Raw genomic sequence first — 23,667 nt, forward strand, 5'->3', positions numbered from 1 at the left:
AAAAATAATAGTGATAATGAATAAGGCATCAGAAAAACAGATGAGGCTAGGTTGTTTCCTGAACTCGATCCCCGTCGTCTCGAAACCTTCCGGGTGGTGGCCCAGTCCGGCCAGGTGTCGGCGGCGGCGCGGAGCCTGAACCTGTCCCAGCCCGCGGTGACGGCCCAGATCCGGCAGCTGGAGTCGGATCTGGGCAAGTCGCTCTTCACGCGCCACGCCTCGGGGATGCGCCTCACGGAGGTGGGCCGGGTGCTCCTGGACTATGCCCGCCGCGTCCACCGCCTGCTGGAGGAGGCGGGGCAGCGGATCCACGCGGAGGAAAGCGCCGGCGGCGAATTGCGGCTGGCCGCGAGCACCACGGCCGCCGCCTACATCCTGCCTCCGCTGATCCGTACCTTCCTCACGCGGCACCGACCCGCGCCCCTGGTGGTGGACGTGGCCAACACCGACGAGGTGCTCGGCTGGGTGCGGGAGGGGCGGACTCCGCTGGCCCTGATGGAAGGGCTGACTCGGGCGCCGGGCCTTTCCCTCCGGCCCTACCTGCGGGACGAGCTGGTGGCGGTGCGCGCCGCCAAGGCCCCCGCGGCCCTCGCGGAAGTCTCGGCGCTGGCCGATCTCGCGGGGGTCCCCCTGATCTGGCGGGAATCCGGTTCGGGCACCCGCGTGGTGGTGGAGCGGGCCCTGCGCAAGGCGCGTGTGGCCCATGGTCCCCGCGGCTCGGACCTGGTGGTGGGGGACACGGAGGCCATCAAATCCTGCGTGCTCCTCGGCCTCGGCATCGGCTTCCTGTCCCGCTGGAGCATCCAGCGCGAATTGGGTCGCCGCGCCCTGGAGGAGATCCCCCTGCCCGAGCTCAGCATCCAGCGCAGCTTCTCCTGGGTGCAGACCGGCGGGGGACTGGCGGGGCAGGCCGCCGCCTTCCTGCGCCACGCCCAGCAACATCCTCCAGCGCCGATGGCGGTGTCGGAGCGTTAATCTAAGGCGATGACTGATCAGCTCATCCCCACCCGACGCTCCTTCCCCGCCGACGATCCGATCTTTGCCCTCAATGCCGAAGCCCAGGCGCGGAAGGCCGCCGGCGAGTCCGTGTTGAACGCCACCGTGGGCGCGCTGCTGGATGATTCCGGGCAGCTGGTGATCCTGGAATCCGTCATGGACCTCTGGCGCGAACTCACGGCCATGGAGGTCGCGCCCTACGCGCCCATCGCGGGCGATCCGACCTTCCTGAAGGCGCTGGTGAAGCGGCACTGGCCCATGCTCGACACCGCCGGCGCGGCCTGCGCCACACCGGGCGGCAGCGGTGCCCTGGCCCTGTCGCTGCGCAACTTCCTGGAACCCGGCCAGGCTCTGCTCACCACGGCGCCCTTCTGGGGGCCCTACGCCACCCTGGCCGCCGAAAACGGGATGCAGCTGATCACGGCGCCCTGGCCCGAGGCGGGGGAACCGCTGGACGCGACCGCCTGGGACCTGGCGCTGCGCCAGCTGATGAAGGCCCAGGGCCGCGTGCTCCTGTGGCTGAACGACCCATGCCACAACCCGACGGGACGCAGTCTGTCGGCGGCGGATCGCGCCGTGCTGATGGATCTGCTGCGCGACGTGGCGAGCCTGGGACCCGTCACCCTGCTCCTGGATTTCGCCTACCTCGACTACACGCGCGAACCCGGGGCCGTGGCCGCTGCGCTGGGCGACTACGCGGTGCTCGGCGCCGAAGGCCGTGTGCTGGTGGGGGCCTCGCTGTCCCTGTCGAAGTCCATGACGCTCTACGGCGCCCGCAGCGGTGCGCTGGCCTTCCCCTGGTGCGAGGATCCGGCCCTGCAGGCGGCGCTCACCCAGTCCTGCCGGGGCACCTGGTCCAACTGCGCGAGAGCCCCCCAGGCCCTGCTGCTGCGCCTGGCGAAGGATGGCAAAGCCCAGGCTCGGCTGTCTGCCGAGCATCGCCACTGGTCCGACGTGCTGGCGGCCCGGGCCGCGGCGCTGGATGCGGCCCTGGAATCCGAAGGCATGGCGCCGCTCCACTGGCAGGGCGGGTTCTTCGTCACCGTCACGACAGCGGATCCGGAGGCCATCTGCGGGCGTCTCAAGGCCGAAGGCGTCTTCACCGTGCCGCTCCCCGAGGGCCTGCGCGTGGGCATCTGCGGCATGAAGGCTGCGGAAGCGCCGCGTTTCGCCAAGGCCCTCAAGGGCGTTCTGGTTCCCCGCTGATTCAGGCTTGGAAAGGCGGCCCTCCTGCGGTATTCTGTTCGACCGCGGGCGTATAACTCAGCGGTAGAGTGCTACCTTCACACGGTAGAAGTCCCAGGTTCGAATCCTGGTACGCCCACCACTCCAAGCCAAGGCCCTGATCGTGATCGGGGCCTTTTCTTCTTCGAGCGCTTCCCCCTTCCCGGGAGTTTCCCATGCCCTTCATCAACGCCACCCAGGTTCGCGCCGGGATGATCGTCAACTTCGAGAACGAGCTCTGCCGCGTCATCAGCGTCGAGCACCAGACCCCCGGCAACCTGCCGGCCCGCGTCGTGGTGAAGATGAAGCGCCTGAAGGACGGCATCAACCGCGAGAACCGCTTCGGCAGCGCCGACAAGGTCGACAAAGCCAGCCTCGAGCAGCACATGCTCGAATACCTCTACGAGGACGGCGATCACCTCGTCTTCATGAACAACGAGACCTACGAGCAGCTGGAAGTGAGCAAGGAGATCCTGGGCGACGACCTGGTCTTCCTCGAGCCCAACATGCAGGTCGAGATCGAGTTCTACGAAGGCCAGCCCATGAGCGCCACCCTGCCGCCCAGCGTGGTGCTGGAGATCGTGGAGACCGATCCCGTCATGAAGAACGCCAACGCCACGGGCTCCTACAAGCCGGCCAAGCTGGACAACGGCATCACCGTGGGCGTGCCTCCCTACATGGAAGCGGGACAGAAGATCCGCGTGAACACCGTGGACCGCACCTTCATGGAGCGGGTGAAGTAGGCCCCTTGCTTTCACGCATCAACCTGACGAGACCCCGGTAGGCAGATGCCGCCGGGGTCTTGTCTTTCACGTGAATTCCGCCAGACGAAATTCCAACCTCGCGGTAAAGTACTGGTCGCAAGGTTCCCGATGGCGTGACCGAGGTCACAAGAAACGGGAAATATGAGATAACAGTCTGAATCACTCCGGTGGAGCCCCATGCCTCAAGCAGTCCTCAATCTGAGAAGGATCGAGTTCCTGGCCGGGCTGCCGATGAACTCCGCGGAAGAGCTGGCCAGCATCGCTGAACTCCGACGTTTCCCGGACGGTGCCAGGGTCTACACGCAGGGCGACCAGATCCCCGGCGTCTACGTGGTGGTGAAGGGCGGCCTGAAGGTCTTCCGCACCGACGGTCGCGGCCGCGTTCAGGTGCTTCAGTTCCTCAAAGTGGGGGACTGCGTGGGCGAAGTGCCCGTCTTCGACGGCGCGCCCATCGCCTCCAGCGCCGAATCCCACGGCGAGACCGAATGCTGGCTCATCCCCGCCGCGCCCCTCCGTCAGATCGTCCATCGCCATCCCGAAGTGGCCGAGATGATCATCCACCACTTCACCGCCAAGGTGCGCCACCTGGTGACCCTGGTGGAGACCCTCAGCCTGCACAGCGTGCCCGAGCGCGTGGCCCAGCTGCTGCTGGAAGCCCACGAATCCAATCCCCTGCGCTCCCTGGTGGAGTTCCAGGAAACCCAGGAAGACCTGGCCCAGTGCATCGGCGCCAGCCGCGAAGCCTTCAGCCGAGCCCTGCGCCTCCTGACGGATCTGGGCCTCATCCAGAGCACCTTCCCCGTCGTGCGCATCCTGGATCTCGGCAAGCTGCAGCGCTACGCCAAGGGCTGAGCGGATCATCCCTCCATTTGCGAAACGGCGCCGGTTGGCGCCGTTTTCATGGAATGGCTACACGACCGGCATCCACCGCGTCTTGGTGCCGGCTTCCAATCCGCCCGCATCGATCCACGCCAGCGCATCCGCGCGGGCCAGGGTGACGAGGTCGGCGGAGCCTTTGCCGGGCAGCGGTTCGAGGCGGCCTTCCACCAGGCGGCAGGGATGGAGCAGGGGACGGTCGCCCTTGTTCCGCACGGCGGCGGCCAGGCGCGCCCGGCGCCAGGGATCGGGCGCGGCCCGGCCTTCGAGGCGGGCCAGGGCCAGCGACAGGAAGAGCAGGCCGTTGACGTAGGCCGAGACGGGATTGCCCGGAAGGCCCAGCAGCAGCAGATCGCCGAGCAGGGCCGCCAGCATGGGCTTGCCGGGCTTGAGGCGGATCTTGTGGAAGAGGATGGTCGCCCCCAGATCCTTCAGGACGCCGGGCAGGTGGTCATGGTCGCCCATGCTCACGCCGCCGGAGGTGAGCAGGATGCGGATGTCGCCGGGGTTTTGCAGGGCCGCGGCCAGGGCGGCGGGTTCGTCGGGCAGGGCCGAGCGCAGGTCCACGTCGGCGCCGAGGGTGTGGGCCAGGGCGGCGAGCATGGGGCCGTTGGAATCGCGGATCTGATGCGACGCGGGGTGAGGCACCAGCTCGTTGCCCGTGGAGGCCACACCGACGCGGAGGCGCGGGCGCAGGGGAAGAAGCTGGCCCTCCTGTGCGAAGAGGGCCAGACGAGCGGCGCTGAGGGGTGTGCCCGCGGGCAGCAGCTGGTCGCCGGCACGGGCCTGCTCGCCCTGGCGGCGCACGTGATCGCCGACTTTTGGATCCACCTGGGGCCGGACCGTGTCCCCGTCGGTGGCCAGCGCTTCCACGGGCACGATGGCGTCGGCCCCCGGCGGCAGCGCGGCGCCGGTCATGATGCGCACGGCAGTCCCCGGCGCCACGGCGAAGACGGCGGGATCGCTGCCGGCGTAGAGCGTGCCCAGCACCCGGCGCGATGCGCGGCCTTCGGAGGCCTTCAACGCCACGCCGTCCATGCTGGCGCGATCGGTGGCGGGGTCGTCGCGTTCGGCACGCAGCCCGGGCAGATCCGGTGCGGGCAGCGCGTTCCAGAGGCGCTGCAGGGCTTCGTCGAGGGGCAGCAGATCGGGATGGTCGCAGCTCATGGCCATGCCTCCGATCCTACTCTGGGTGCCCGCGGCCTCGCGCTCAGCCCCGCTTCGCGGTCCGGACCTCGGCTTCCTTCTGATGGCGGATGTCCATGAGCTGCAGATCCCGGATGGTGGCCTGGGTCATGGAGCTCGAGACCTGTACCTTCACGGCGCCCCAGGCATCGTGCAGCGGACAGGGATGGTCGCCGCCACAGGTGGGAAAGCCCATGATGCAGCCCTCCATGGCGTCGGGCCCCTCCAGGGCCGAGACGACTTCGCCGACGGTGATGCGGTGAGAGGGCCGGGTGAGGCGGAAGCCGCCCTTGGGCCCGCGCACGGATTCGAGGATGTCGGCCTGCACGAGGCCCTGCAGGATCTTGGCGAGGTAGGGACCCGGAAGCTCCAGCTTGGCGGAGAGGTCCTTCGCGAGGCTGAAGGTCCCATCCTCGGGAAGGGCCGCGAGGGCGCGTAGGGCGTAACCGGTGGCCGTGGAGAAGAGCATTCCAGAATCCTTTTTCTGATTTGAGCATCGCCCCTGGGGATTCCGGAGTCCAGCCCGTTGTGACGGAGATCAGAGCAGGGCGCGCCAAAGCAGGAACAGTCCCACCACACTCAGGCCCCCCTCGCGCCAGCCGAGCGTTCGGGCCGGCGTGGGCCGGTAGGGTGCGAGGGCCCGCAGGTAGAGCAGGACTGTCCATCCGGTCCAGAGGAAGCCGGCCAGGCCCCGGGGCGCCAGCAGCAGGGCGGAGCTCGCGATGAGCAGCGCGTGAAGCACGTGGACGGGGATCCTGCGGCGCCTGAGTTCAAGGTCGGCCATGCCATGGGCGTGCCCCAGGAAACGGCGCACGTGGGCCAGGTTGGAAGCCCCCACGAGGGTGACGAAGAGCCAGGCGCGGGCGGCCGCCGCCAGCGAATCCCCCCCGGCGACGAGCATGGCCGCCGCCAGCCCGGCGAAGGCGCCCTGGGCGGCCATCTCGACGAAGAGGGATCGCACCGCCCGTTCCAGATCCGCGCGCAGGGCGAGGATGACGAGGGGGGAGATGCAGGCCAGGGGAATCAGGAATTTAAAATCTGAAAGTAACCAGGCCAGGACGCCGAAGGCGGCCGCAAGTCCACCGAGCAGAAGGAGGGCCCGGAACTGGGATGGATCCTTCTGTCCGTTGAGTACCCGCCGCAGGGCCGGACGGCCCATGAAGAAGGCCAGGGCGGCCAGGCCGAGGCAGAGTCCCGCCAGGCTCGGTCTCAGAAGCAGGCCGAGCACCAGCGGAAACCCGAGCATGAACCAGCTGCCGTGCTCGGCGGGCAGGAGGGTGCGCAGGGGGGGCAGGAATCGGCTCATTTCGGCATCCAAAGTCCGAAATAGAGTCTGCTCCGGTTTTCCTTCCTACACCATGCGTCCGGTCACATCTCGGAGGCGATGAGGCGCAGGCCTTCCAGGGCTTCTTCCATGGTGAGGAAGACGGGCAGCCCGGAGGCGCGCAGCCCCTGGCGATACAGGTCGAAGAGGGGGCCGCCTTCCACCGCGACACCCACCCACTTGCCTGCCGCCTGGGCGAGCCGCGACAGTTCCGTGGCGAAGGCTGCGATGGCCTCGATCTGGGTCGTGTTGAGCCGCACGGTGAGGGGCACGAGGCCCACCACCACTGCGTCCGCCTCGGATGCCAGCAGCAGTTTCGCCGTGGCGAGGTAGGCGGATTCGTTGGCCATGGGCGTGAGGTCCAGGGGCAGCCTGGCGCTGACGAGGCCCGTGAGACCCTCGGCTTCGATGGTGGCGGCGAGGGCGGCGGTTTCCGCTTCCGTGAGCTTGGATCCGCGGAAGGGCCCGTTGAGCAGATCCGCCGAGGCCACGGATTCAAAGCCCGCGTTGGTCATGATGGCCACGGAGTCCCGCCAGGCTCGGTCTCAGAAGCAGGCCGAGCACCAGCGGAAACCCGAGCATGAACCAGCTGCCGTGCTCGGCGGGCAGGAGGGTGCGCAGGGGGGGCAGGAATCGGCTCATTTCGGCATCCAAAGTCCGAAATAGAGTCTGCTCCGGTTTTCCTTCCTACACCATGCGTCCGGTCACNGCGCTGACGAGGCCCGTGAGACCCTCGGCTTCGATGGTGGCGGCGAGGGCGGCGGTTTCCGCTTCCGTGAGCTTGGATCCGCGGAAGGGCCCGTTGAGCAGATCCGCCGAGGCCACGGATTCAAAGCCCGCGTTGGTCATGATGGCCACGGACTTGGGGCATCCGCTCGGATAGGCGCCCAGCCAGGCCAGGGCCGCGTCGAAGGCCTCCATGCGCTCGGCGAGCAGCACGCCCGCGCGGCGCAGCACGGCGGCCTGCAGCGCGTGATCGCCCGCGAGGGCGCCCGTGTGGCTGCTGGCGGCGGCCATGCCCTCCTGGCTGCGCCCGCCCTTGTAGAGGAGCACGCGGCGGCCCGAGGCGCGCAACGTCTTGGCGGCTTCGGCGGTGGCTTCGAGATCGCCGGGCGTAAAGCCCTCGAGGTAGGCGCCCACCACCTTCACGGCGGGGTCGGACGCGAAGCCCTTGAAGAAGTCCGAGCAGCGCAGGTCCATCTGGTTGCCGATGGCGACGGCGGCCCGCAGGCCCAGCTCGGCGCGGCGGCTGAGGCGCGTGATGAGGAAGGCGCCGCTTTGGCTGGCGAGGGCCAGGTGTCCGGGCTTGGCGGTGAGGGGCAGCTTCACCTCGGGGATGAAGAGCGAGTTGAGGGCCTGGTCAGGGCTGAACAGGCCGAGGCCATTGGGGCCCACGACGGCGGGGGTCCACTTGCCGGCGCGGCGGTGTTCGTTCAGGCAGGCCACGAGCCGCTTGCCGAGGCCCTCGGTGTCTGCGCCATCACCCAGTCCGCCGGCCACGAGGTAGACGACGGTGGCACCGCCGCCCTGGCGGCAGAGCTGCTCGACGACTTCCAGCGTCTGGGGCGCGGGCAGCGAAAGGATGAGCTGATCCGCGGGTGCGGTCGCGAGTTCGGCGACGGAGGCGAGGCAGGGCAGACCGAGGAATTCCGTGGATCCGGGCTTGATGAGGCGCAGCGCGCTTTCGGGCAGCTTCGATTTCCGCACGTTCTCGAGGATGATGCGGCCCACGGTGCCTTCGCGGCTGGAGACGCCCGCGATGACGAGGCTCCGCGGGTTGAGCAGGGCCTGGTACCAGGCGGGATCCGGCGAGGCGACGGTCGCCGTTGTCTCGGTCTCCAGCGTGCCGACGCCGTCCAGGGCCGTGGGGCGTCCCTCGCTGTCGAGCACGATGGGATTGAGTTCGAGCAGGGTGACGCCTTCGCGCTGAAGCCCCTCCACCGCGCGCCAGAGGCCCTGCAGGAAGCTCAGCAGCTTGGCTTCGTCGGTGAGCGCTTCGGTGCCGCGCTGGTGGCCGAGCCAGGTGCGGCCCAGCCAGTGGGCGCGCAGATCCGCGAGGGCCTGCTCGGGCGTGGCGAGGGCGATGGGCCAGATCATCGGCGGGGCCATGGCGGCCCAGGCATCGGCCTGAAGGCCGCCAATGCCGCAGACGACGAGCCAGCCCGCATCGGGATCCCGCTTGAGCGACACGAGCGCCTCGGTGGGCAGGCCGGAGAGCCTCTTGAAGGCGACCTTTTCGCAGACGAGGCCGCCGATCCAGGGATGCTCGGGCACGCGCTGGCGCATGGCGGCGGCTTCGGCCTTCAGTGCCTCGGCGTCGAAGCTGCCGAAGTGGACGGCGCCCTTGTCGGACTTGTGCCAGAGCTCGTCGGCGATGCCCTTGAGCACGATGGGCTCGCCCGGCTCGAAGGGCAGCGGGCCGGATGTGCGTAATTCGCCATCAATGAAGGCGTGCCGCGGCACCCGCAGGCCCGCGGCGGCGAGCAGGCCATAGGCCCGCCCCTCGTGGAGGAATCCCGTGGCCGTGTGCATCTTAGGCTCCCACCGTTTCCTGGATGAGGCCGCGCCCGGCCTGGAAGGCTTCGAGGTTCTTCTCGGTGACGCGGGCACCCTTGGCTTCGAAGCGCTGGGTGATCACGTCCTGCCACACCTCGGGAGAGACCGGCAGGAACCTGGACGCCATGCCCAGCAGGGCCATGCCGCCGGCCTGCTTGTGGCTCAGGCGGCGGGCGAGATCCTCGGTGTCGAGGAGGTGGGCCCCGCGCACGGCCTTGAGGGCCGCGTAGACGTCATCGATGGGCGGATAGCCTTCCATGTTGATCTGGGGTTCCTCGGAGACGACGAGGTGGCCGTTCATGCGCAGCATGGACACGTAGCGCAGGGCTTCGAGCGGTTCGAGGGCGATGAGCAGGTCCGCGGAACCCTCGTCGATGATCGGCGAGGTCAGCGGGCCTTCGGAGAAGCAGACCTGGGCATGGACGCTGCCGCCCCGCTGGCTCATGCCGTGGATCTCGGACTGCAGCGCGTGCAGGCCGCTGCGGCGCAGGGCTTCGAGGACGATCTGAGCGAGGGAGAGGACCCCCTGGCCTCCCACGCCGGAGAGGACGATGCCGTGGATGCGGGGAGCGCTCATGGGCGGGCCTCCGTGCTGGCGCAGACCTGCTCCGCGCAGGCCTTGAGTTCACGATCGTGGTCCTTCAGCACACCCCGGCGCATGGACTGGATGCACTCGCGCCGGAAGATGACGACGGAGGGGCCGGGGTGCTGGAGGGCGGATTCCATGGCCTTCACGTTGGCGTCGTGCAGCCTGGGCAGGGGGGTGAGGACCTGGAGCTGGGCTTCGGGAATGCCCATGCCGAGGGCCATGCGCTCCACCTGGTCGAGGGCCTGGCTGGGCTGCTGGCCTGTCATGCCCACCACGCGGTTGTCGAGGATGATGATGGTGACGTTCACATCCGAGTCGGCGGCCGTCAGCAGGGCCGGCAGGCCGCTGTGGCCGAAGGTGGAATCGCCGATGACGGCGACGGAGGGCGTCTGGCCCGCCAGGGCCGCGCCCACGGCCATGCTGATGCTGGCGCCCATTTCGACGACGGCATGGATGGCGCCCATGGGTTCCTGGGCGGCGAGGGTGTAGCAGCCGATGTCACCGAAGACGCGGGTCTCGGGCACGCCCAGGTTGGCGAGGGCTTCCTGCATGGCTTCGTAGGCGTCCACGTGGCCGCAGCCGTCACAGAAGCGCGGGGCTCGGGGGGGCAGATCCAGGGTGATGGATTCCTTGGCCTCGGCTACGAGCAGGGCCAGGGCATTCTTGAGTTGGCGGGGCGTGAGCTCGCCCGTGCGGGGCACGGTGCCGTCCAATCGTCCGCGCACCTTGGCTGAACCGCGCAGGCCCAGGCGCTCCTCCAACACCGGATAGTCCTCTTCGAAGACGAAGACCTCGTCCACCTGGGCGAGGAAGGCCGCCTCAAGCTGAGGGTCCACCGGGTAGGCGGCCACTTCAAGGCGGGGCAAGGCCGCCAGGGCCGGGTATTCCAGGAGCAGCTGATCAAAGTAGGCGCGGCCCATGCCCGAGACGGCCACGCCCTGGCGGCTGCCGCCCGCCACCAGACGGTTCATGGGGGCGAGCCGCTCGATGAGGCGGGGCTGCTTGGCCAGCAGATCCACATAGCGCCGCCGGGCATTGGATGGGATCAGCACCCAGTCCTGGATGGTGTCCTTCGGAGCCAGACCCAAGCCCGTCGGAGGCAGGATCGCACGGCGCCGGAGGGCAGCCCGGCAATGGGCCAGGCGGGTGACGAGGCGCACCATCACGGGGATCTGCAGGGCTTCGGACAGTTCGAAGGCCTGCCAGGTGAAGTCGTAGCACTCCTGCACGGTGCTGGGTTCGAGGCAGGGCAGCCAGGCGAATTCAGCCAGACGGCGGCTGTCCTGCTCGTTCTGGCTGCTGTGCATGCCCGGATCGTCAGCCACCAGCAGCACCAGGCCACCGCGCACGCCCGTGAGGGCGGAGTTGGCGTAGGCATCCATGGCCACGTTCAGGCCCACATGCTTCATGGTCACGAGGGTGCGATGCCCGGCGTAGCTCACGCCCAGGGCCAGGTCGTAGGCCACCTTCTCATTGGCGGCCCAGCGGGCCACGCGGCCTTCGGGCGCCTCTTGGATCATGGCTTCGACGAACTCGAACCCTTCCGTGGAGGGGGTGCCGGGATAGCCGAAAGCGCCCTTGATGCCGGCATCGAAGGCCGCACACCCCACCGCTTCCACCCCCAGGGCCAGGGTGTTCTGAGTCATGTCAACCTCCAATCATATTGCAATTGCCAAGCCGGAAGTATGGTGGTCCCGCCCCGTGTCTGGGATCACACGGAAGCCCTGTGGCAGTGGGTGTGCGCGACGTCACAGGCCTTCCGAGGATTCGGAAAAACCCCGCGGTGCCTTCGGGCAATAGGGCCAGTGCCCCAAGTCACAACTTTGTCGCGAGGCAAGGTTCACCGGGGGAGTGAATTCCGGGTTCGAGTCTTATCTGGGGCCCCAATGTGTTGTGTAAATATATATTTTAATTGTAGTTAAAAAAATTACTCAATTGTCACAACGGCTTCCTTGGATCCCGTTTTCTCCCCACAGGGCCCTGTGACAATTTGCATTCACTCTCTTGAGGTCAATTAATTTCGGCACTAGTGTTCTTCCTGACCTGTGCATCAGCTACCAGCTCAAGTCTTCTCTCCCGTTCCCCGCACCACTCGTCTTCTTGAACGGCCACACGAACAGCGAATTGCAAGATGAGGCGAACCATGAAACGACACACCTATGTGGCCCTGCTAGCCACCCTGATGTCAGCCAGCGCCTGGGGCCAGGAGGTCAGCCTGTATGGGACGACCATGGCCCAGATGTGGAAGCAGGATGCGGCGGGGACGGAGAAGGCGACCTACACTCCGGCGACGCAGTACTTGGGCATCGACGCGACGAAGCTGGGTTCGGACAACCTGTCGCTGCACCTGTTCGGGTGGGGCCGGACGGATCTGAGCGATCAGAGCAACTTCGACGGAAAGACGGCCGGGTACCTGAACTACGGGTACCTGCAGTACCGTTTCGACCAGGCGAATGCCGAGATCAAGGCCGGTCGGTTCACGGCGAACCAGAGCACGGGCTTCGAACAGATCGATGGCGTGAGCGCGCGGACGGACCTGGTGAACGGGTTCACGGTGTCGGCCTTCGGTGGCAAGCCCGTCCTCTATAAGGTGGTGGATCCCCGGAACCAGCACGACTACGACTTCCAGCACGACTTCATCTTCGGAGCGCGGCTGGGTTGGCGGATGGCGCAGGTGGGCGAGATCGGCCTGTCCTACCTGCAGGATGGAACGAAGGCGGCGCAGGATCTGACGTTCCCCTCGTCGACGGACTACACGCGCAAGCGGCTGGGCCTGGACCTGGTGGTGACGCCGGCGAAGGCGTTCAGCCTGCAGGGGCGGAGCGTCTACGACGTGAGCAACCAGCGGACGAACGCGGCCGAGCAGGATTACACGGCGACGGTGAAGCTGGGCGACCAGGTGACGATGTCGGGGAACTACGCGGAGCGGAACTTCCGCTTCTACTTCGCGGGGACGAACCTGCCCTCGTTGTTCCGGCAGGATGACGGCGACCTGTTCAAGGGCTTTGGCGGCAACCTGACGTGGAACACGACGGCCTCGTTCCAGGTGGTGGCGGACTACCGGCACACGCACCGCGAGACGTTCGGCGACGTGAACCGGGCGGGCGGCGAGATGCGCTGGAACTTCAACGAGCGTGCCGTGCTGCTGGGTGTGAGCGGGCACTGGGCGAACGCGGTGGACACGAAGTTCGTGGATCCCGCTGCGCCGTCGAGGAGCCTGAGCCACAAGGAGGCGCGGGCTTGGGTGATGCTGAACAAGGGCAAGTTCACGGCGAGCCTGGATGGGATCCTGCAGCGTTACGAGAGCGGGAATCCTTATCTGGCGGGGCTGCGGAACGTGTTCGAGACGGTGGCGTCGGTGGGTTACCAGGCGACGACGAACGTGAAGGTGTCCGGCGACGTGAGCTTCGGCAGCACGCCCGTGGCCAAGCATGAAACGCGGGCATTGCTGCGGGCCGAGTATCGCTTTGGCTTCGCTAAGAAGGGGGGCAAGTAATGGTCCGGAAGTCCGTTCTGCAGATTCTAGGAGTGGTGCTGGGCCTTGGGATGCTGATGGCCTGCGGTCTGGTATCGCCCGAGGCGAGCTTCGCGGCGACGCACCCTGAGGGGCTCGGCGCAGGGAAGCCCGTGTGCTCGGAATGCCACAGCACGGACGTGGCGAAGGGTGCGCTGAAGCCCTACGCGACGTTCGATCACACGCCGACCTTCGTGAAGGACCACAAATTCCAGGCGAACCAGGACCGGAACACGTGTGCGGCGTGCCACGCGCCGTCGTTCTGCGTGGACTGCCACGGCGGGAAGGTTCCGATGAAGCCGGCGACGCGGCTGAGCGACAGCCCGGACCGCATGGCGCCGCACCGGGGAGACTTCCTGACGCTGCACAAGATCGAAGGGAAGCTGGATCCGTCGAGCTGCTACAGCTGCCATGGCCGGGCGAACAACGACAAGTGCCGGGCTTGTCACCGGTAGTCATCCGCTGAATGTCGAAGGGGAACACCATGAGCAAAGTCAAATGGATGGCGGGTAGCTGCTTGGCGATGGCCCTGGCGGTCCTGGCGCTGGGCTGTTCGGGAAGCGCGGCCGGGAAGGCCACTCCGTTCAGCGAGGCGACGGGGCATCATCCGTCGAACTGGATCCAGGTGCACTACGCGGGTTATGCGGCGACGCCGGACCAGTGCCGGAGCTGCCATGGATCGACGTCGGATCCGGCGCAGGCGGGCGGCATCGCGAAGGTGAGCTGCTTCTCGTGCCACCCGAAGGGCGTGGACCATCCGTCGAACTGGGCGGACCCGCTGCAGCACGGCCGGATGGGGGCGCAGTTGGCGCCGAACCCGACGGATGCGTTCGCGATGGCGGGATTCGCGCGGTGCGCGAAGTGCCACGGATCGACCTTCGACAATGGCCCGGCGATTTCGTGCAAGAGCTGCCACACGAAGGCACCGCACCCGGACAAGCCCTGGCTGAGCACGACGCTGCTGAAATCGAACCACGTGGAAACGGACAGCGCGAACGCACCCGAGTGCGCGAAATGTCACAACGCCGGAGCGAACTCGAGCATGAAGCCGCTCGCAACTCCCCCGGCTGGAACAGCTCCGGGCTGCTTCAACAACACCCTCTGTCACGGGACGAGCATTCCGAAGCCCTGAGACAGACGCATTCCAGGCACCGAGTTCAAAGGAGGTGCGACATCCGGTTCAACGCAACACGCAGTTTCTTTCACCCCGCCCATCAACGCTTCACCACCTAATAGGGAGAATGGAATATGAAGCACCGTCCTTTGAAACAGCTCTGCGGGCTTCTAGCCACCGCAGCGATCGCGCTCGTGCTGATCGGGTGTAACGGGAAGGCCGGTCAGAACGGCACGAACGGCACGAACGGCACCAACGGCACGAACGGAACGAACGGCACCAACGGTGTCGACGGCAAGAGCCCGGTGGTCACCATCAACGCCGCGGCGCTGAGCCCCGACGAGTGGAGCAACACGACGTTCAAGGGTTCGATCCAGAGCGTGGCTGTCTCCGCCACGTCCGGTCAGCCGGTCGTGAAGTTCACGGTCACCGATGCCTACGGCACGCCTGTCTCGGGCTTCGGCGCGATGACCAGCAAGGCCTCCACGGCCCTGGCCGCCAGCTACCCCAACTTCGGCTTCACGATCGCCAAGCTGGTGCCTGGCACCAACGGCAGCCCCGCCTACTGGGTGAACTACGTCGTCACGACGATGCCGAACACCACGACGGCAGCGGCCCCTGGCAAGCCCACCACCGACAACACGGGCACCCTGGTCGACAACCTCGACGGCACGTACACCTACACGTTCTACCGGGACATCACGAAGGCCCAGGCCTTCCTCGATGGCTACACGTACGATGCGACGAAGAACCAGGTCCGCACCGACCTCGGCGACGTGACCTTCGACGGTACGCTGACGCACCGCCTGTCCATCCAGATCTACGGCAACGCCCGCGGCACCAGCACCAACACCCCCGATGGCTCCAACCTCGGTGTGCCCGCGGCGCCTGTTAAGACGCCCGCGAACCTCTATTACGACTTCATCCCTGCCACGGGCAAGGCCGTGGCCTCCACGGACCTGCAGCGCAACATCGTCGACATGGACGCCTGCAACCGCTGCCACACCAAGTTCACGACCTTCCACGGCGGCAGCCGCATCGACACCCAGCTCTGCACGATCTGCCACACGGATCAGCGCAAGTATGGCAATGCCGAATCGGTCGTGACCGCGACGACGGTGGCGCCTCCCGCGTCTCCCGTCGGCACCACCGCCACCTACAAGATCAACGGCCTGGCCACCGGCAACTTCGTCGCGTTCATCCACCGGATGCACATGGGTGAAGGGCTGACCAAGACCGGCTACAACTACGCCAACATTCTGTTCAACGAAGTCACCTATCCCCAGGATCAGCGCAACTGCGTCATGTGCCACGACGGCACGGCCACCTCTCCCTATGTCACCACCCAGGGCGACAACTGGAAGAACGTGCCGAGCCGGCTGGCCTGCGGCGCCTGCCATGACCAGGTGAACTTCGCCGATGGCACCAACCACGGCACCCTCGCCAACGGTGGCCCCCAGCTCGACGACAAGCACTGCGTCGACTGCCACACTCCCGCCAACATCGACACCGTCCACACTCCGGCCGTCGGCCCCGACGTGGCTGGCTACGTCCCCAACAGCCACACCAACGGTTCCACCGTTGCGGCCTACAGCAGCAGCATCCCCGCCGGCGCGCACCGCGTGACCTGGGATCTCAAGAGCTTCGCGCTCGACACCACGGGCCATCCCGTGTTCAAGTTCCGCTTCCTGGAAGACGGCGTCGCCAAGGACTTCCTGACGCCCGCCAGCACCACGGACAACGTGTTCTGGACCGGCTACATCGGCGGCCCCAGCTTCTACGTCGCCATGGGCACGACCCAGGACGGCATCAGCACGCCTGCGGATTGGAACACCACCGCCAGCGTGACCTTCGTCAGTGTCTGGAACGGCTCCGGTAGCGCCAAGGCCACCCTGTCCGCCAAGGGCACCGATGGCTACTACACCCTGACGATGGTTGGCACGGTCATCCCGACCAGCGCCACCATGGTGACGGGCGGCATCGGCTACTCCTATGGGTACGGCGCTTCCCAGCCCCTGACCCAGACCGCGGTCCCCGGGTACCCCTACAACACCACCACGACCATCGGTGGCGTGAGCGTTCCGGCGCCCAACGTGTCCAAGATTATGAGCAATGCCACGCCGATCCCCACCGGCTTCCCCGGCACGGTTTCGGCCGACGGCAAGACCTGGACCGGCCCGGCCAACACCACTCGCCGCGCCATCGTCAGCAATGCCAAGTGCAATGACTGCCACGCGGTGCTCGGTGTCTTTACCGACAAGGTCTACCATGCCGGCGAACGCAACGATGCCCCGACCTGCACCTTCTGCCACAACGTCAACAAGATCAACAGTGGCTGGGGTGTGAACATCAAGGATGCCGTCCACGCCATCCACGGCGCCGACAAGCGGACCCAGAAGTACTCCTGGGAAGCCACCGCGGGCGACAAGTACTGGAACGTGACCTACCCCGCGATGCTGAACAACTGCGAGGCCTGCCACGTCCCCGGTTCCTATGACTTCAGCAACAGCACCAACGCTGCGGCCATCCCGAACCTGCTCTGGACCGGCGTTGCCGCGGGCAACATGACCACGGCCACGGCCTACTCCATCGTCACCGGCAATGAAGTGGTTGCTTCGACGGACAAGGTCATCTCGCCCTGGATCAACCCCGCGCTCACGACCAACCCCGCCGTGCTGCCCCTGGGCACCGCCTACGGCGCGAACTACTCCTACAGCCTGGCCACGGCCACGGCCACCCAGGCCGCCGCTGGCACCCTCGTGACTTCCCCGATCACGAGCGCCTGCTCGGCTTGCCATGACACGCCTGCTGCCATCGCGCACTTCCGTGGCAACGGCGGTTCGTTCTACGCTGCCCGCACGGCCGCCGGCGTTCTGCCTGCGAACGTCGAACAGTGCATGATCTGCCACGGCAACGGCAAGACGGCCGACATTCGCGCCGTCCACATGAGCTGGAAGTAAGGGCCTGACCTTCGGGTCACCCACGCACGTCGAAAGGACCCGGGAGCTTCGGCTGCCGGGTCCTTTTGTTGGAGGCTCCCGCAATTGACACTGCGGCGCCGAAGGAACGAGAATGAAGCCATTGTGTAGGGGTAATTCGTGAATAAAAAAATAGTTAGATTGATTTCAACACTTGCGATTGTGTTCGGATGCACGGCCTGGGGCCTGGCCCAGGAAGATGAGACACCGAAGCCGAAAAAGGCCCCTACCACTGCCGAGCAGGCGGCCCGGGCCAAAGCCCGTGAGAAGCTGCGGCAGGCGAAGGCGAAGGCTGATGCCGAAGCCAAGGCCAAGGCGGTGGATATCAACCACGCCACCAAGGCCGAGCTGGTGAAGGTCCCGGGCATCACGGAAACCTACGCCGACGCGATCATCGCCAAGCGCCCCTACAGGTCGAAGGCGGACCTCGTGACCAAGAACGCGATTCCCAAGGGCCTCTATCAAAGCGTTCGCAAACTGGTCGCCGCGAAATAGGCTTTTCATCCCTCCCGGTTGGCCCAAAGCCCCCATGCCGGGGGCTTTGTTTTTAGCCCGTTGCACAACCACAACGTGATCAAAATCACAAGGATGGTTGACCAAATAGAATACCGGAGCATCTTCATTGATAAGCCTTGTTTTGGCTTGATCTTTCATGGAGGTTTGGATGCTCCCCCTGTCCCAGACTACGGGTTACGCGGTGCGGGCATTGCGCTGCCTCCAGGAACCAGGGGGGCATCCGGTCCTGGTCGAGGAGGTGGCGGAGTACACCGGCATTCCTCGCTCGTACCTATCGAAGTTGATCCACAAGCTGGCCAAGAAAGGCCTGGTGGTCGCCCGACGCGGTCACCACGGCGGCGTGGTGCTGGCCAGGCCTTCTTCGGAGATCACCCTGGAGGATCTGTCTGAGGCCATTGATGGCGTGGCCTGGCGGAAGCGTTGCCTCATGGGGCTGCTCGGTTGTTCGGGGGAGACGCCCTGTGTTCTCCACGAGTTCTGGCACCAGACCTTGGAGCAGATCCTGGCGCGGCTACGTTCGGTGACCCTGGCGGACCTGGCCCAGAATCCCGACCCGGGTGTGGAGCGTTTCCGGGCGAACCACGGCCTCCTGAACCAACGGATACAAAGTGCGGTGTCTGCGCCGGAATACACTGCCGCCGGGGGCCATTAGGAAGAAGGGATCCCACGGAACGAACGAGGCCGCCCCGGGGGCGGCCTCGTGGCGCAGAAAGGGGCCTAGATCAGGCCTTCTTGGCGGGGGTGCGTTTGGGGGCCGCGGGTTTCTTCGCGGCGGGTTTAGCGGCCTTCTTGACGCGGGGCTTGGCCTTCTTCTCGGGGAGAGCGTCGGCCAGGCGCCAGGTGCGGCTGTTCTGCTCGAAGGTGCGGATCTCCTCCAGGGAGATGTCCTTCAGGCAGCGGTAGATGTGATCGCGCTCGGCCTTCCAGAAGGTGTGCGAGGGGCAGGCGCGCTCGTCGGAGCAGTCCTTGAAGCCGAGGAGGCACTGGTTTCGCCACTCGGAGCCGTCCACGGCTTCGGCGATGAGGTCGAGCGTGATCTCCTTGGCCGCCAGGGCCAGCACCACGCCGCCCTTGTTGCCGCGCTTCGCCATGACCAGGCCCACCTTGGCAAGCTTGTGGATCATCTTGGACAGGTAGGGGCGGGGGAAGCCCGTGCGGGCCGCCACATCCACCACCAGCGTAGGCTTGCCGCCTGGGTCTTCGAGGCAGCTCATGGCAAGGACCGCATAACCGGAGGACTGGGACAGAGGAAGCATGGTCACCTGCAAGGGAAGGATGGTTGAGATGATTGCTATGAATAATAGACGATCTTCAGGTCAATCACATCCAAAGACTGTGATTCTTTGCACAATGCGCGAGACCCCCGATACTCCGGGGGTCTCGCTGGGAAAAGCCGGGATTCAGGGCTTCCAGCCGTTGAGGATTCGCATGTAGTTGGCGCGGGTGAAGGCCTGGGGATTGGGGCACTTCAGCAGGCTCATGCTGCCCCGGGCCTGGGCGAGGGACTCGTATTCGTGCTCTTCGAGCCATTCGGTGAGGGTGGCCAGGGTCTGGGCCAGGCGGTCGGGCCCGTGGATCAGCAGGGCGGAAACCATTTGAACCGCGTCCGCGCCGGCCATGACGGCCTTGAGGGCGCCGATGCCGTCATGCACGCCGCCGGTGACGGCGAGGCTGCCCTTGATGTGGCCGTGGAGCAGGGCCAGCCAGCGCAGGCGGAGCAGCAGGTCGGCGGGGCCTGACAACTGCAGACTGGGTTCGGCCAGCAGGTCCTCGACGTTGATGTCGGGCTGGAAGAAGCGGTTGAAGAGCACGAGGCCGTCGGCTCCGGCGGCTTCCAGTTCCACGGCGAAGTGCGCCAGCGCCGAGAAGAAGGGCGACAGCTTCACTGCGACAGGGATCTTCACTTCGGATTTCACAGCCCTGACGATGTCGAGGGTCCGCTTTTCCACGTCCGAGGCCGTTTCCTTTGGATCCGTGGGGAGGTAGTAGACGTTCAGCTCCAGCGCATCGGCGCCGGCCTCTTCCATCAGCTTGCCGTGGTGCAGCCAGCCCGCGGGCGTGGTGCCGTTGAGCGAGGCGATGACGGGCACCGCGACGGCGGCCTTGATGCGGCGGATCTGCTCGAGGTAGGTCTCGGGGCCCAGGCGGAACTCGTCGGGCTGGGGGAAGTAGGACAGGGCCTCGGCGCTGGTGCTGGCGCTGAGCTGCATGTCCATGATGGTGCCCTGCTCTTCGCGGGTGATCTGTTCCTCGAAGAGCGAGTGCATCACGATGGCCGAGGCGCCGGCATCTTCCAGGCGCTTGACCATGCCCAGGTCATCGACCATGGGCGAGGCGCCCGCCATCAGGGGGTGCTTGAGCTTGAGGCCGAGGTAGGTGGTCGCGAGTTTCATGGATTCACCTTCCCCTTCACTTGGCTGTGACGGACAGCTTGGCGAGCTGTTCGTAGACGGAGTAGCGGTTGGTGGTGTCGAGCTGGGCCTGGTCCATGAGCTTCTTGAAGTTCTCGGGATTCTGCTGCTCGATCATGCGGTAGCGGGTCTCGTTACGCACGTACTGGAGCATGGGGATCTTCGGTGCGCCGGAATCCATCTGCAGGGGCGCCTCGCCCTTTTCCAGACGGCGGGGGTCGAAGCGGAACAACGGCCAGTGACCGGCATCCACCGCCAGCTTCTGCTGTTCGCAACCCTTGGCCAGATCGTAGCCGTGGGCGATGCAGTGGCTGTAGGCCAGGATGAGGCTGGGTCCGTTGTAGGACTCGGCTTCCTGGAAGGCCTTCACGGTCTGCGCGTCGCGGAAGCCGAAGGCGACCTTGGCGACATAGATGCCACCGTAGGCCATGGCGATCATGGCCATGTCCTTCTTGGGCATGGCCTTGCCGGCCATGGCGAACTTGGCGCCGGCGCCCATGGGCGTGGACTTGGAGGCCTGGCCGCCGGTGTTGGAGTAGACCTCGGTATCGAGCACGAGCACGTTCACGTTGCGGCCGGAGGCGAGCACGTGGTCGAGGCCGCCGTAGCCGATGTCGTAGGCCCAGCCGTCGCCGCCGACGATCCAGACGCTCTTATCGACGAGGTAGTCGGCCAGATCGAAGAGCATCTTGGCCTCGGGTTCGGCCATGCCGGAAAGCTTCTGCTTGAGGACGTCCACTCGCTCGCGCTGGGCCTTGATGCCCGCTTCGGTGGTCTGGTCGGCGGTGGCGAGGCCGGCGACGAGTTCGTCACCCAGCTTCGAGCCGAGGCGGTGCATCAGCTCCAGGCCGAACTCCTGGTGCTTGTCCACCGAGAGGCGCAGGCCCAGGCCGAATTCCGCGTTGTCCTCGAAGAGGCTGTTGGCCCAGGCGGGGCCGCGGCCGTCCTTGTTGACGGTGTAGGGCGTGGTGGGCAGGTTGCCGCCGTAGATGCTGGAGCAGCCCGTGGCGTTGGCGATGAGGGTGCGGTCGCCGAAGAGCTGGGTGAGCAGCTTGATGTAAGGCGTTTCGCCGCAGCCCGAGCAGGCGCCGCTGTATTCGAAGAGGGGCTCGAGGAACTGCGTGCCCTTCACGTCCAGCTTGACCGTGGTGCGGTCGACCTCAGGCAGATCGAGGAAGAACTTGTAGTTGGCGGCTTCGGGCTCGCGCAGGGGCGCCTGGGCGACCATGTCGATGGCCTTGTGCTTGGGGTTGCTCTTGTCCTTGGCGGGGCAGACTTCCACGCAAAGGGTGCAGCCCGTGCAATCCTCGGGGGCCACCTGGATGGTGTATTTCTGGCCCTTGTACTCGGGTCCCTTGTAGTCGATGGACTTGAAGGTCCCGGGCGCGCCGGCCAGAGCCGAAGGCTCATAGACCTTGGCGCGGATGGCGGCGTGGGGGCAGACCATCGCGCACTTGTTGCACTGGATGCAGATGGAGCTGTCCCACTCGGGGATTTCCAGCGCGATGTTGCGCTTCTCCCACTTGGTGGTGCCCACGGGCCAGGTGCCGTCGATGGGGAAGGCGCTGACGGGCAGCAGATCGCCCTTGCCCTCCATCATCACGGCCGTGACGCGCTGGACGAAGTCCGGCGCCTCGGCGGCCACCGCGGGCGGACGCACGCGGGAGGAGCTGACGCTCGTCGGGACCTTCACTTCATGGAGGTGGGCGAGGGTTTCATCCACGGCGACGAAATTCTTCTGGACGATGGCATCGCCCTTCTTGCCGTAGGTCTTCTTGATGGCCTTCTTGATCTGGGCGATGGCCTCCTCGCGGGGCAGCACGCCGCTGATGGCGAAGAAGCAGGTCTGCATGATCGTGTTGATGCGCACGCCCATGCCGGTGTTCTTGGCCACTTCGTAGGCGTCGATCACGTAGAACTTGAGCTGCTTCTCGACGATGGCTTCCTGCACTTCCTTCGGCAGCGTGTCCCAGACGGTGTCCTTGTCGTGGGGCGTGTTGAGGAGGAAGGTGGCGCCCTTCACGGCGGTCTCGAGCATCTCGTACTTGTCGAGGAAGCTCGTCTGGTGGCAGGCGATGAAGTTGGCCTTGGTCACCAGGTAGGCGCTCTTGATGGGGCGGGGGCCGAAGCGCAGATGGCTGATGGTGATGGCGCCGGACTTCTTGGAGTCGTAAACGAAATAGCCCTGGCCGTAGTTCGGGGTTTCTTCGGCGATGATCTTGATGGAGTTCTTGTTGGCGCCCACCGTGCCGTCGGCGCCGAGGCCGTAGAACAGCGCGCGGGTCACATCGGCGGGCTCCACGTCGAAGCTCGCGTCGTAGGTCAGCGAGCTGTGGCTGATGTCGTCCACGATGCCGATGGTGAAGTGGTTCTTCGGCGTGTCCTTGGCCAGGTTCTGGTAGATGGCCTGGACCATGGCCGGTGTGAATTCCTTGGAGGAGAGGCCGTAGCGGCCGCCCACGACGATGGGATCGAGCTTGGTGTGGCCGTCCTCACGGCCTTCGCGCAGGGCGGCGATGACGTCGAGGTGCATGGGATCGGCGGGGGATCCCGGCTCCTTGCAGCGGTCCATGACGGCGATCTTCTTCACCGTGGCGGGCAGGGCGCGGACGAACTCCTCGATGGCGAAGGGCCTGAAGAGGCGCACCTTCAGGACGCCGACCTTCTCGCCCTGCTTCATGGCCCACTCGACGTACTCGTGGGTGACGTCGCAGCCCGAGCCCATGATGACAACGACGCGCTCGGCCTCGGGGTGGCCGTAGTAGTCGTAGAGGCGGTAGTTGCGGCCCGTCAGGGCGCCGAAGCGATCCATTTCCTGCTGCACGATGGCCGGGAAGGCCTTGTAGTAGGGCGTGCAGGCTTCGCGGGCCTGGAAGAAGGTGTCGGGGTTCTGGGCGGTCCCGCGGATCACCGGGTGATCGGGCGTGAGGGCCATCTTGCGGAACTTGGCCACCAGCTCGTCGGGCACCATGTGGGCCAGGTCCTCGTCATTGAGGATCTCGATCTTGGCGACCTCGTGGCTGGTGCGGAAGCCGTCGAAGAAGTGCAGGATGGGCACGCGGCTGCGCAGGGTGGCGGCGTGGCAGATGGCCGCGAAATCGTGGGCCTGCTGAACACTTTCCGAAGAAAGCATGGCGAAGCCGGTCATGCGGCAGGACATCACGTCCGAGTGGTCGCCGAAGATGCTGAGGGCGTGGGCAGCCAGGGTGCGGGCGGTGACGTGCATGCAGAAGGGCGTCAGCTCGCCGGCGATCTTGTACATGTTCGGGATCATCAGGAGCAGGCCCTGGGACGCCGTGAAGGTCGTCGTGAGGCTGCCGGCCTGGAGCGCGCCGTGCACGGCGCCCGCGGCGCCGCCCTCGGACTGCATCTCGATCACGGATGGGATGGTCTTCCAGATGTTGGTCTTGCCCTGGGAGCTCCATTCGTCAGCCCATTCGCCCATGTTCGAAGAAGGGGTGATGGGGTAGATGGCGATGACCTCGCTGAGGCGATGGGCGACCGAGGCGGTGGCCTCGTTTCCATCCAAGGTCTTCATCACACGTTGGCTCATGGTTACTCCTCCCGGGGGCCTTTGGCGGTTTCAGGCAGTGGGAATCAGGACAAAAACCGCACCTGTA

21 protein-coding genes and 1 tRNA gene are annotated in these 23,667 nt (G+C 66.2%); 11 read left to right on the forward strand and 11 right to left on the reverse strand.

Translation table 11 applies throughout. The features are described 5' to 3' along the window. The first annotated feature begins 51 nt into the window (after positions 1-51). From QSJ34_RS10940 to QSJ34_RS10960, 5 genes are all read left to right on the forward strand, one after another. Entirely contained in the window at positions 52-975 is a 924-nt protein-coding gene (locus QSJ34_RS10940; RefSeq protein WP_285575070.1) for a LysR substrate-binding domain-containing protein, read from the forward strand. A 9-nt stretch (positions 976-984) separates the two neighbouring features. Beyond that, positions 985-2,202 carry a pyridoxal phosphate-dependent aminotransferase gene (locus tag QSJ34_RS10945; protein WP_285575072.1) on the forward strand — a complete coding sequence of 406 codons (1,218 nt, stop codon included), beginning with the start codon at positions 985-987 and terminating at the stop codon, positions 2,200-2,202. Positions 2,203-2,248: 46 nt separating this feature from the next. Next, a tRNA-Val gene (locus QSJ34_RS10950) sits at positions 2,249-2,323 on the forward strand. A gap of 73 nt (positions 2,324-2,396) precedes the next feature. Continuing rightward, positions 2,397-2,963, forward strand: a complete 567-nt coding sequence (gene efp, locus QSJ34_RS10955) for an elongation factor P (protein ID WP_285575074.1) — start codon at positions 2,397-2,399, stop codon at positions 2,961-2,963. A gap of 198 nt (positions 2,964-3,161) precedes the next feature. Next, on the forward strand, positions 3,162-3,836 hold the full coding sequence (locus QSJ34_RS10960; RefSeq protein ID WP_285575075.1) for a Crp/Fnr family transcriptional regulator: 675 nt from the start codon (positions 3,162-3,164) through the stop codon (positions 3,834-3,836). A gap of 57 nt (positions 3,837-3,893) precedes the next feature. Here the strand turns inward: QSJ34_RS10960 and QSJ34_RS10965 are convergent, their stop codons facing one another. The 8 genes from QSJ34_RS10965 to QSJ34_RS11000 form a co-directional block, all read right to left on the reverse strand. Further along, positions 3,894-5,033: a molybdopterin molybdotransferase MoeA gene (locus QSJ34_RS10965; RefSeq protein WP_285575077.1), complete on the reverse strand. Its 1,140-nt coding sequence runs from the start codon at positions 5,031-5,033 to the stop codon at positions 3,894-3,896. A gap of 37 nt (positions 5,034-5,070) precedes the next feature. Continuing rightward, a complete protein-coding gene (locus QSJ34_RS10970; protein WP_285575079.1) occupies positions 5,071-5,514 on the reverse strand; it encodes an RrF2 family transcriptional regulator in 444 nt (147 codons plus the stop codon). A gap of 69 nt (positions 5,515-5,583) precedes the next feature. Continuing rightward, positions 5,584-6,351, reverse strand: a complete 768-nt coding sequence (locus tag QSJ34_RS10975; RefSeq protein WP_285575082.1) for a YwiC-like family protein — start codon at positions 6,349-6,351, stop codon at positions 5,584-5,586. Between the two features lie 62 nt (positions 6,352-6,413). Beyond that, on the reverse strand, positions 6,414-6,893 hold the full coding sequence (locus QSJ34_RS10980) for a hypothetical protein (RefSeq protein WP_285575084.1): 480 nt from the start codon (positions 6,891-6,893) through the stop codon (positions 6,414-6,416). Beyond that, positions 6,865-7,011: a YwiC-like family protein gene (locus QSJ34_RS10985; RefSeq protein ID WP_285575086.1), complete on the reverse strand. Its 147-nt coding sequence runs from the start codon at positions 7,009-7,011 to the stop codon at positions 6,865-6,867. The genes QSJ34_RS10980 and QSJ34_RS10985 overlap by 29 nt, the downstream gene beginning before the upstream one ends. A 45-nt stretch (positions 7,012-7,056) precedes the next feature. Next, a complete protein-coding gene (locus QSJ34_RS10990) occupies positions 7,057-8,901 on the reverse strand; it encodes an acetate--CoA ligase family protein (protein ID WP_285575088.1) in 1,845 nt (614 codons plus the stop codon). 1 nt (position 8,902) lies between these two features. Then, positions 8,903-9,502 (reverse strand): indolepyruvate oxidoreductase subunit beta, encoded by a 600-nt coding sequence (locus tag QSJ34_RS10995; RefSeq protein WP_285575090.1) that lies wholly within the window; start codon positions 9,500-9,502, stop codon positions 8,903-8,905. After that, on the reverse strand, positions 9,499-11,160 hold the full coding sequence (locus QSJ34_RS11000; RefSeq protein ID WP_285575093.1) for a thiamine pyrophosphate-dependent enzyme: 1,662 nt from the start codon (positions 11,158-11,160) through the stop codon (positions 9,499-9,501). The genes QSJ34_RS10995 and QSJ34_RS11000 overlap by 4 nt, the downstream gene beginning before the upstream one ends. Positions 11,161-11,657: 497 nt before the next feature. Here QSJ34_RS11000 and QSJ34_RS11005 point away from each other — a divergent pair, with 497 nt between their 5' ends. From QSJ34_RS11005 to QSJ34_RS11030, 6 genes are all read left to right on the forward strand, one after another. Beyond that, on the forward strand, positions 11,658-13,010 hold the full coding sequence (locus QSJ34_RS11005) for a hypothetical protein (RefSeq protein WP_285575095.1): 1,353 nt from the start codon (positions 11,658-11,660) through the stop codon (positions 13,008-13,010). A gap of 35 nt (positions 13,011-13,045) precedes the next feature. After that, positions 13,046-13,483, forward strand: coding sequence for a hypothetical protein (locus QSJ34_RS11010; RefSeq protein WP_285575097.1), 438 nt, complete (start codon positions 13,046-13,048; stop codon positions 13,481-13,483). Between the two features lie 29 nt (positions 13,484-13,512). Then, positions 13,513-14,160, forward strand: coding sequence for a hypothetical protein (locus QSJ34_RS11015; protein WP_285575099.1), 648 nt, complete (start codon positions 13,513-13,515; stop codon positions 14,158-14,160). 116 nt (positions 14,161-14,276) lie between these two features. Further along, positions 14,277-17,102, forward strand: coding sequence for an OmcA/MtrC family decaheme c-type cytochrome (locus QSJ34_RS11020; protein ID WP_285575100.1), 2,826 nt, complete (start codon positions 14,277-14,279; stop codon positions 17,100-17,102). 180 nt (positions 17,103-17,282) lie between these two features. Beyond that, positions 17,283-17,615: a ComEA family DNA-binding protein gene (locus QSJ34_RS11025; RefSeq protein WP_285575101.1), complete on the forward strand. Its 333-nt coding sequence runs from the start codon at positions 17,283-17,285 to the stop codon at positions 17,613-17,615. 169 nt (positions 17,616-17,784) lie between these two features. After that, positions 17,785-18,288 (forward strand): RrF2 family transcriptional regulator, encoded by a 504-nt coding sequence (locus QSJ34_RS11030; RefSeq protein ID WP_285575103.1) that lies wholly within the window; start codon positions 17,785-17,787, stop codon positions 18,286-18,288. 70 nt (positions 18,289-18,358) lie between these two features. Here QSJ34_RS11030 and QSJ34_RS11035 read toward each other — a convergent pair whose 3' ends face one another. The 3 genes from QSJ34_RS11035 to nifJ form a co-directional block, all read right to left on the reverse strand. After that, positions 18,359-18,892, reverse strand: coding sequence for an RrF2 family transcriptional regulator (locus tag QSJ34_RS11035; RefSeq protein WP_285575105.1), 534 nt, complete (start codon positions 18,890-18,892; stop codon positions 18,359-18,361). A 144-nt stretch (positions 18,893-19,036) separates the two neighbouring features. Then, entirely contained in the window at positions 19,037-20,029 is a 993-nt protein-coding gene (locus QSJ34_RS11040) for a dihydroorotate dehydrogenase-like protein (RefSeq protein WP_285575107.1), read from the reverse strand. Between the two features lie 16 nt (positions 20,030-20,045). Beyond that, the gene (gene nifJ, locus QSJ34_RS11045) at positions 20,046-23,600 is read right to left on the reverse strand and encodes a pyruvate:ferredoxin (flavodoxin) oxidoreductase (RefSeq protein ID WP_285575109.1); all 3,555 of its coding nucleotides are present in this window, start codon (positions 23,598-23,600) and stop codon (positions 20,046-20,048) included. Positions 23,601-23,667 lie beyond the last annotated feature (67 nt).

Origin of the sequence: Geothrix limicola (assembly GCF_030268085.1) — a bacterium.
Taxonomy (GTDB): Bacteria; Acidobacteriota; Holophagae; order Holophagales; family Holophagaceae; genus Geothrix; species Geothrix limicola.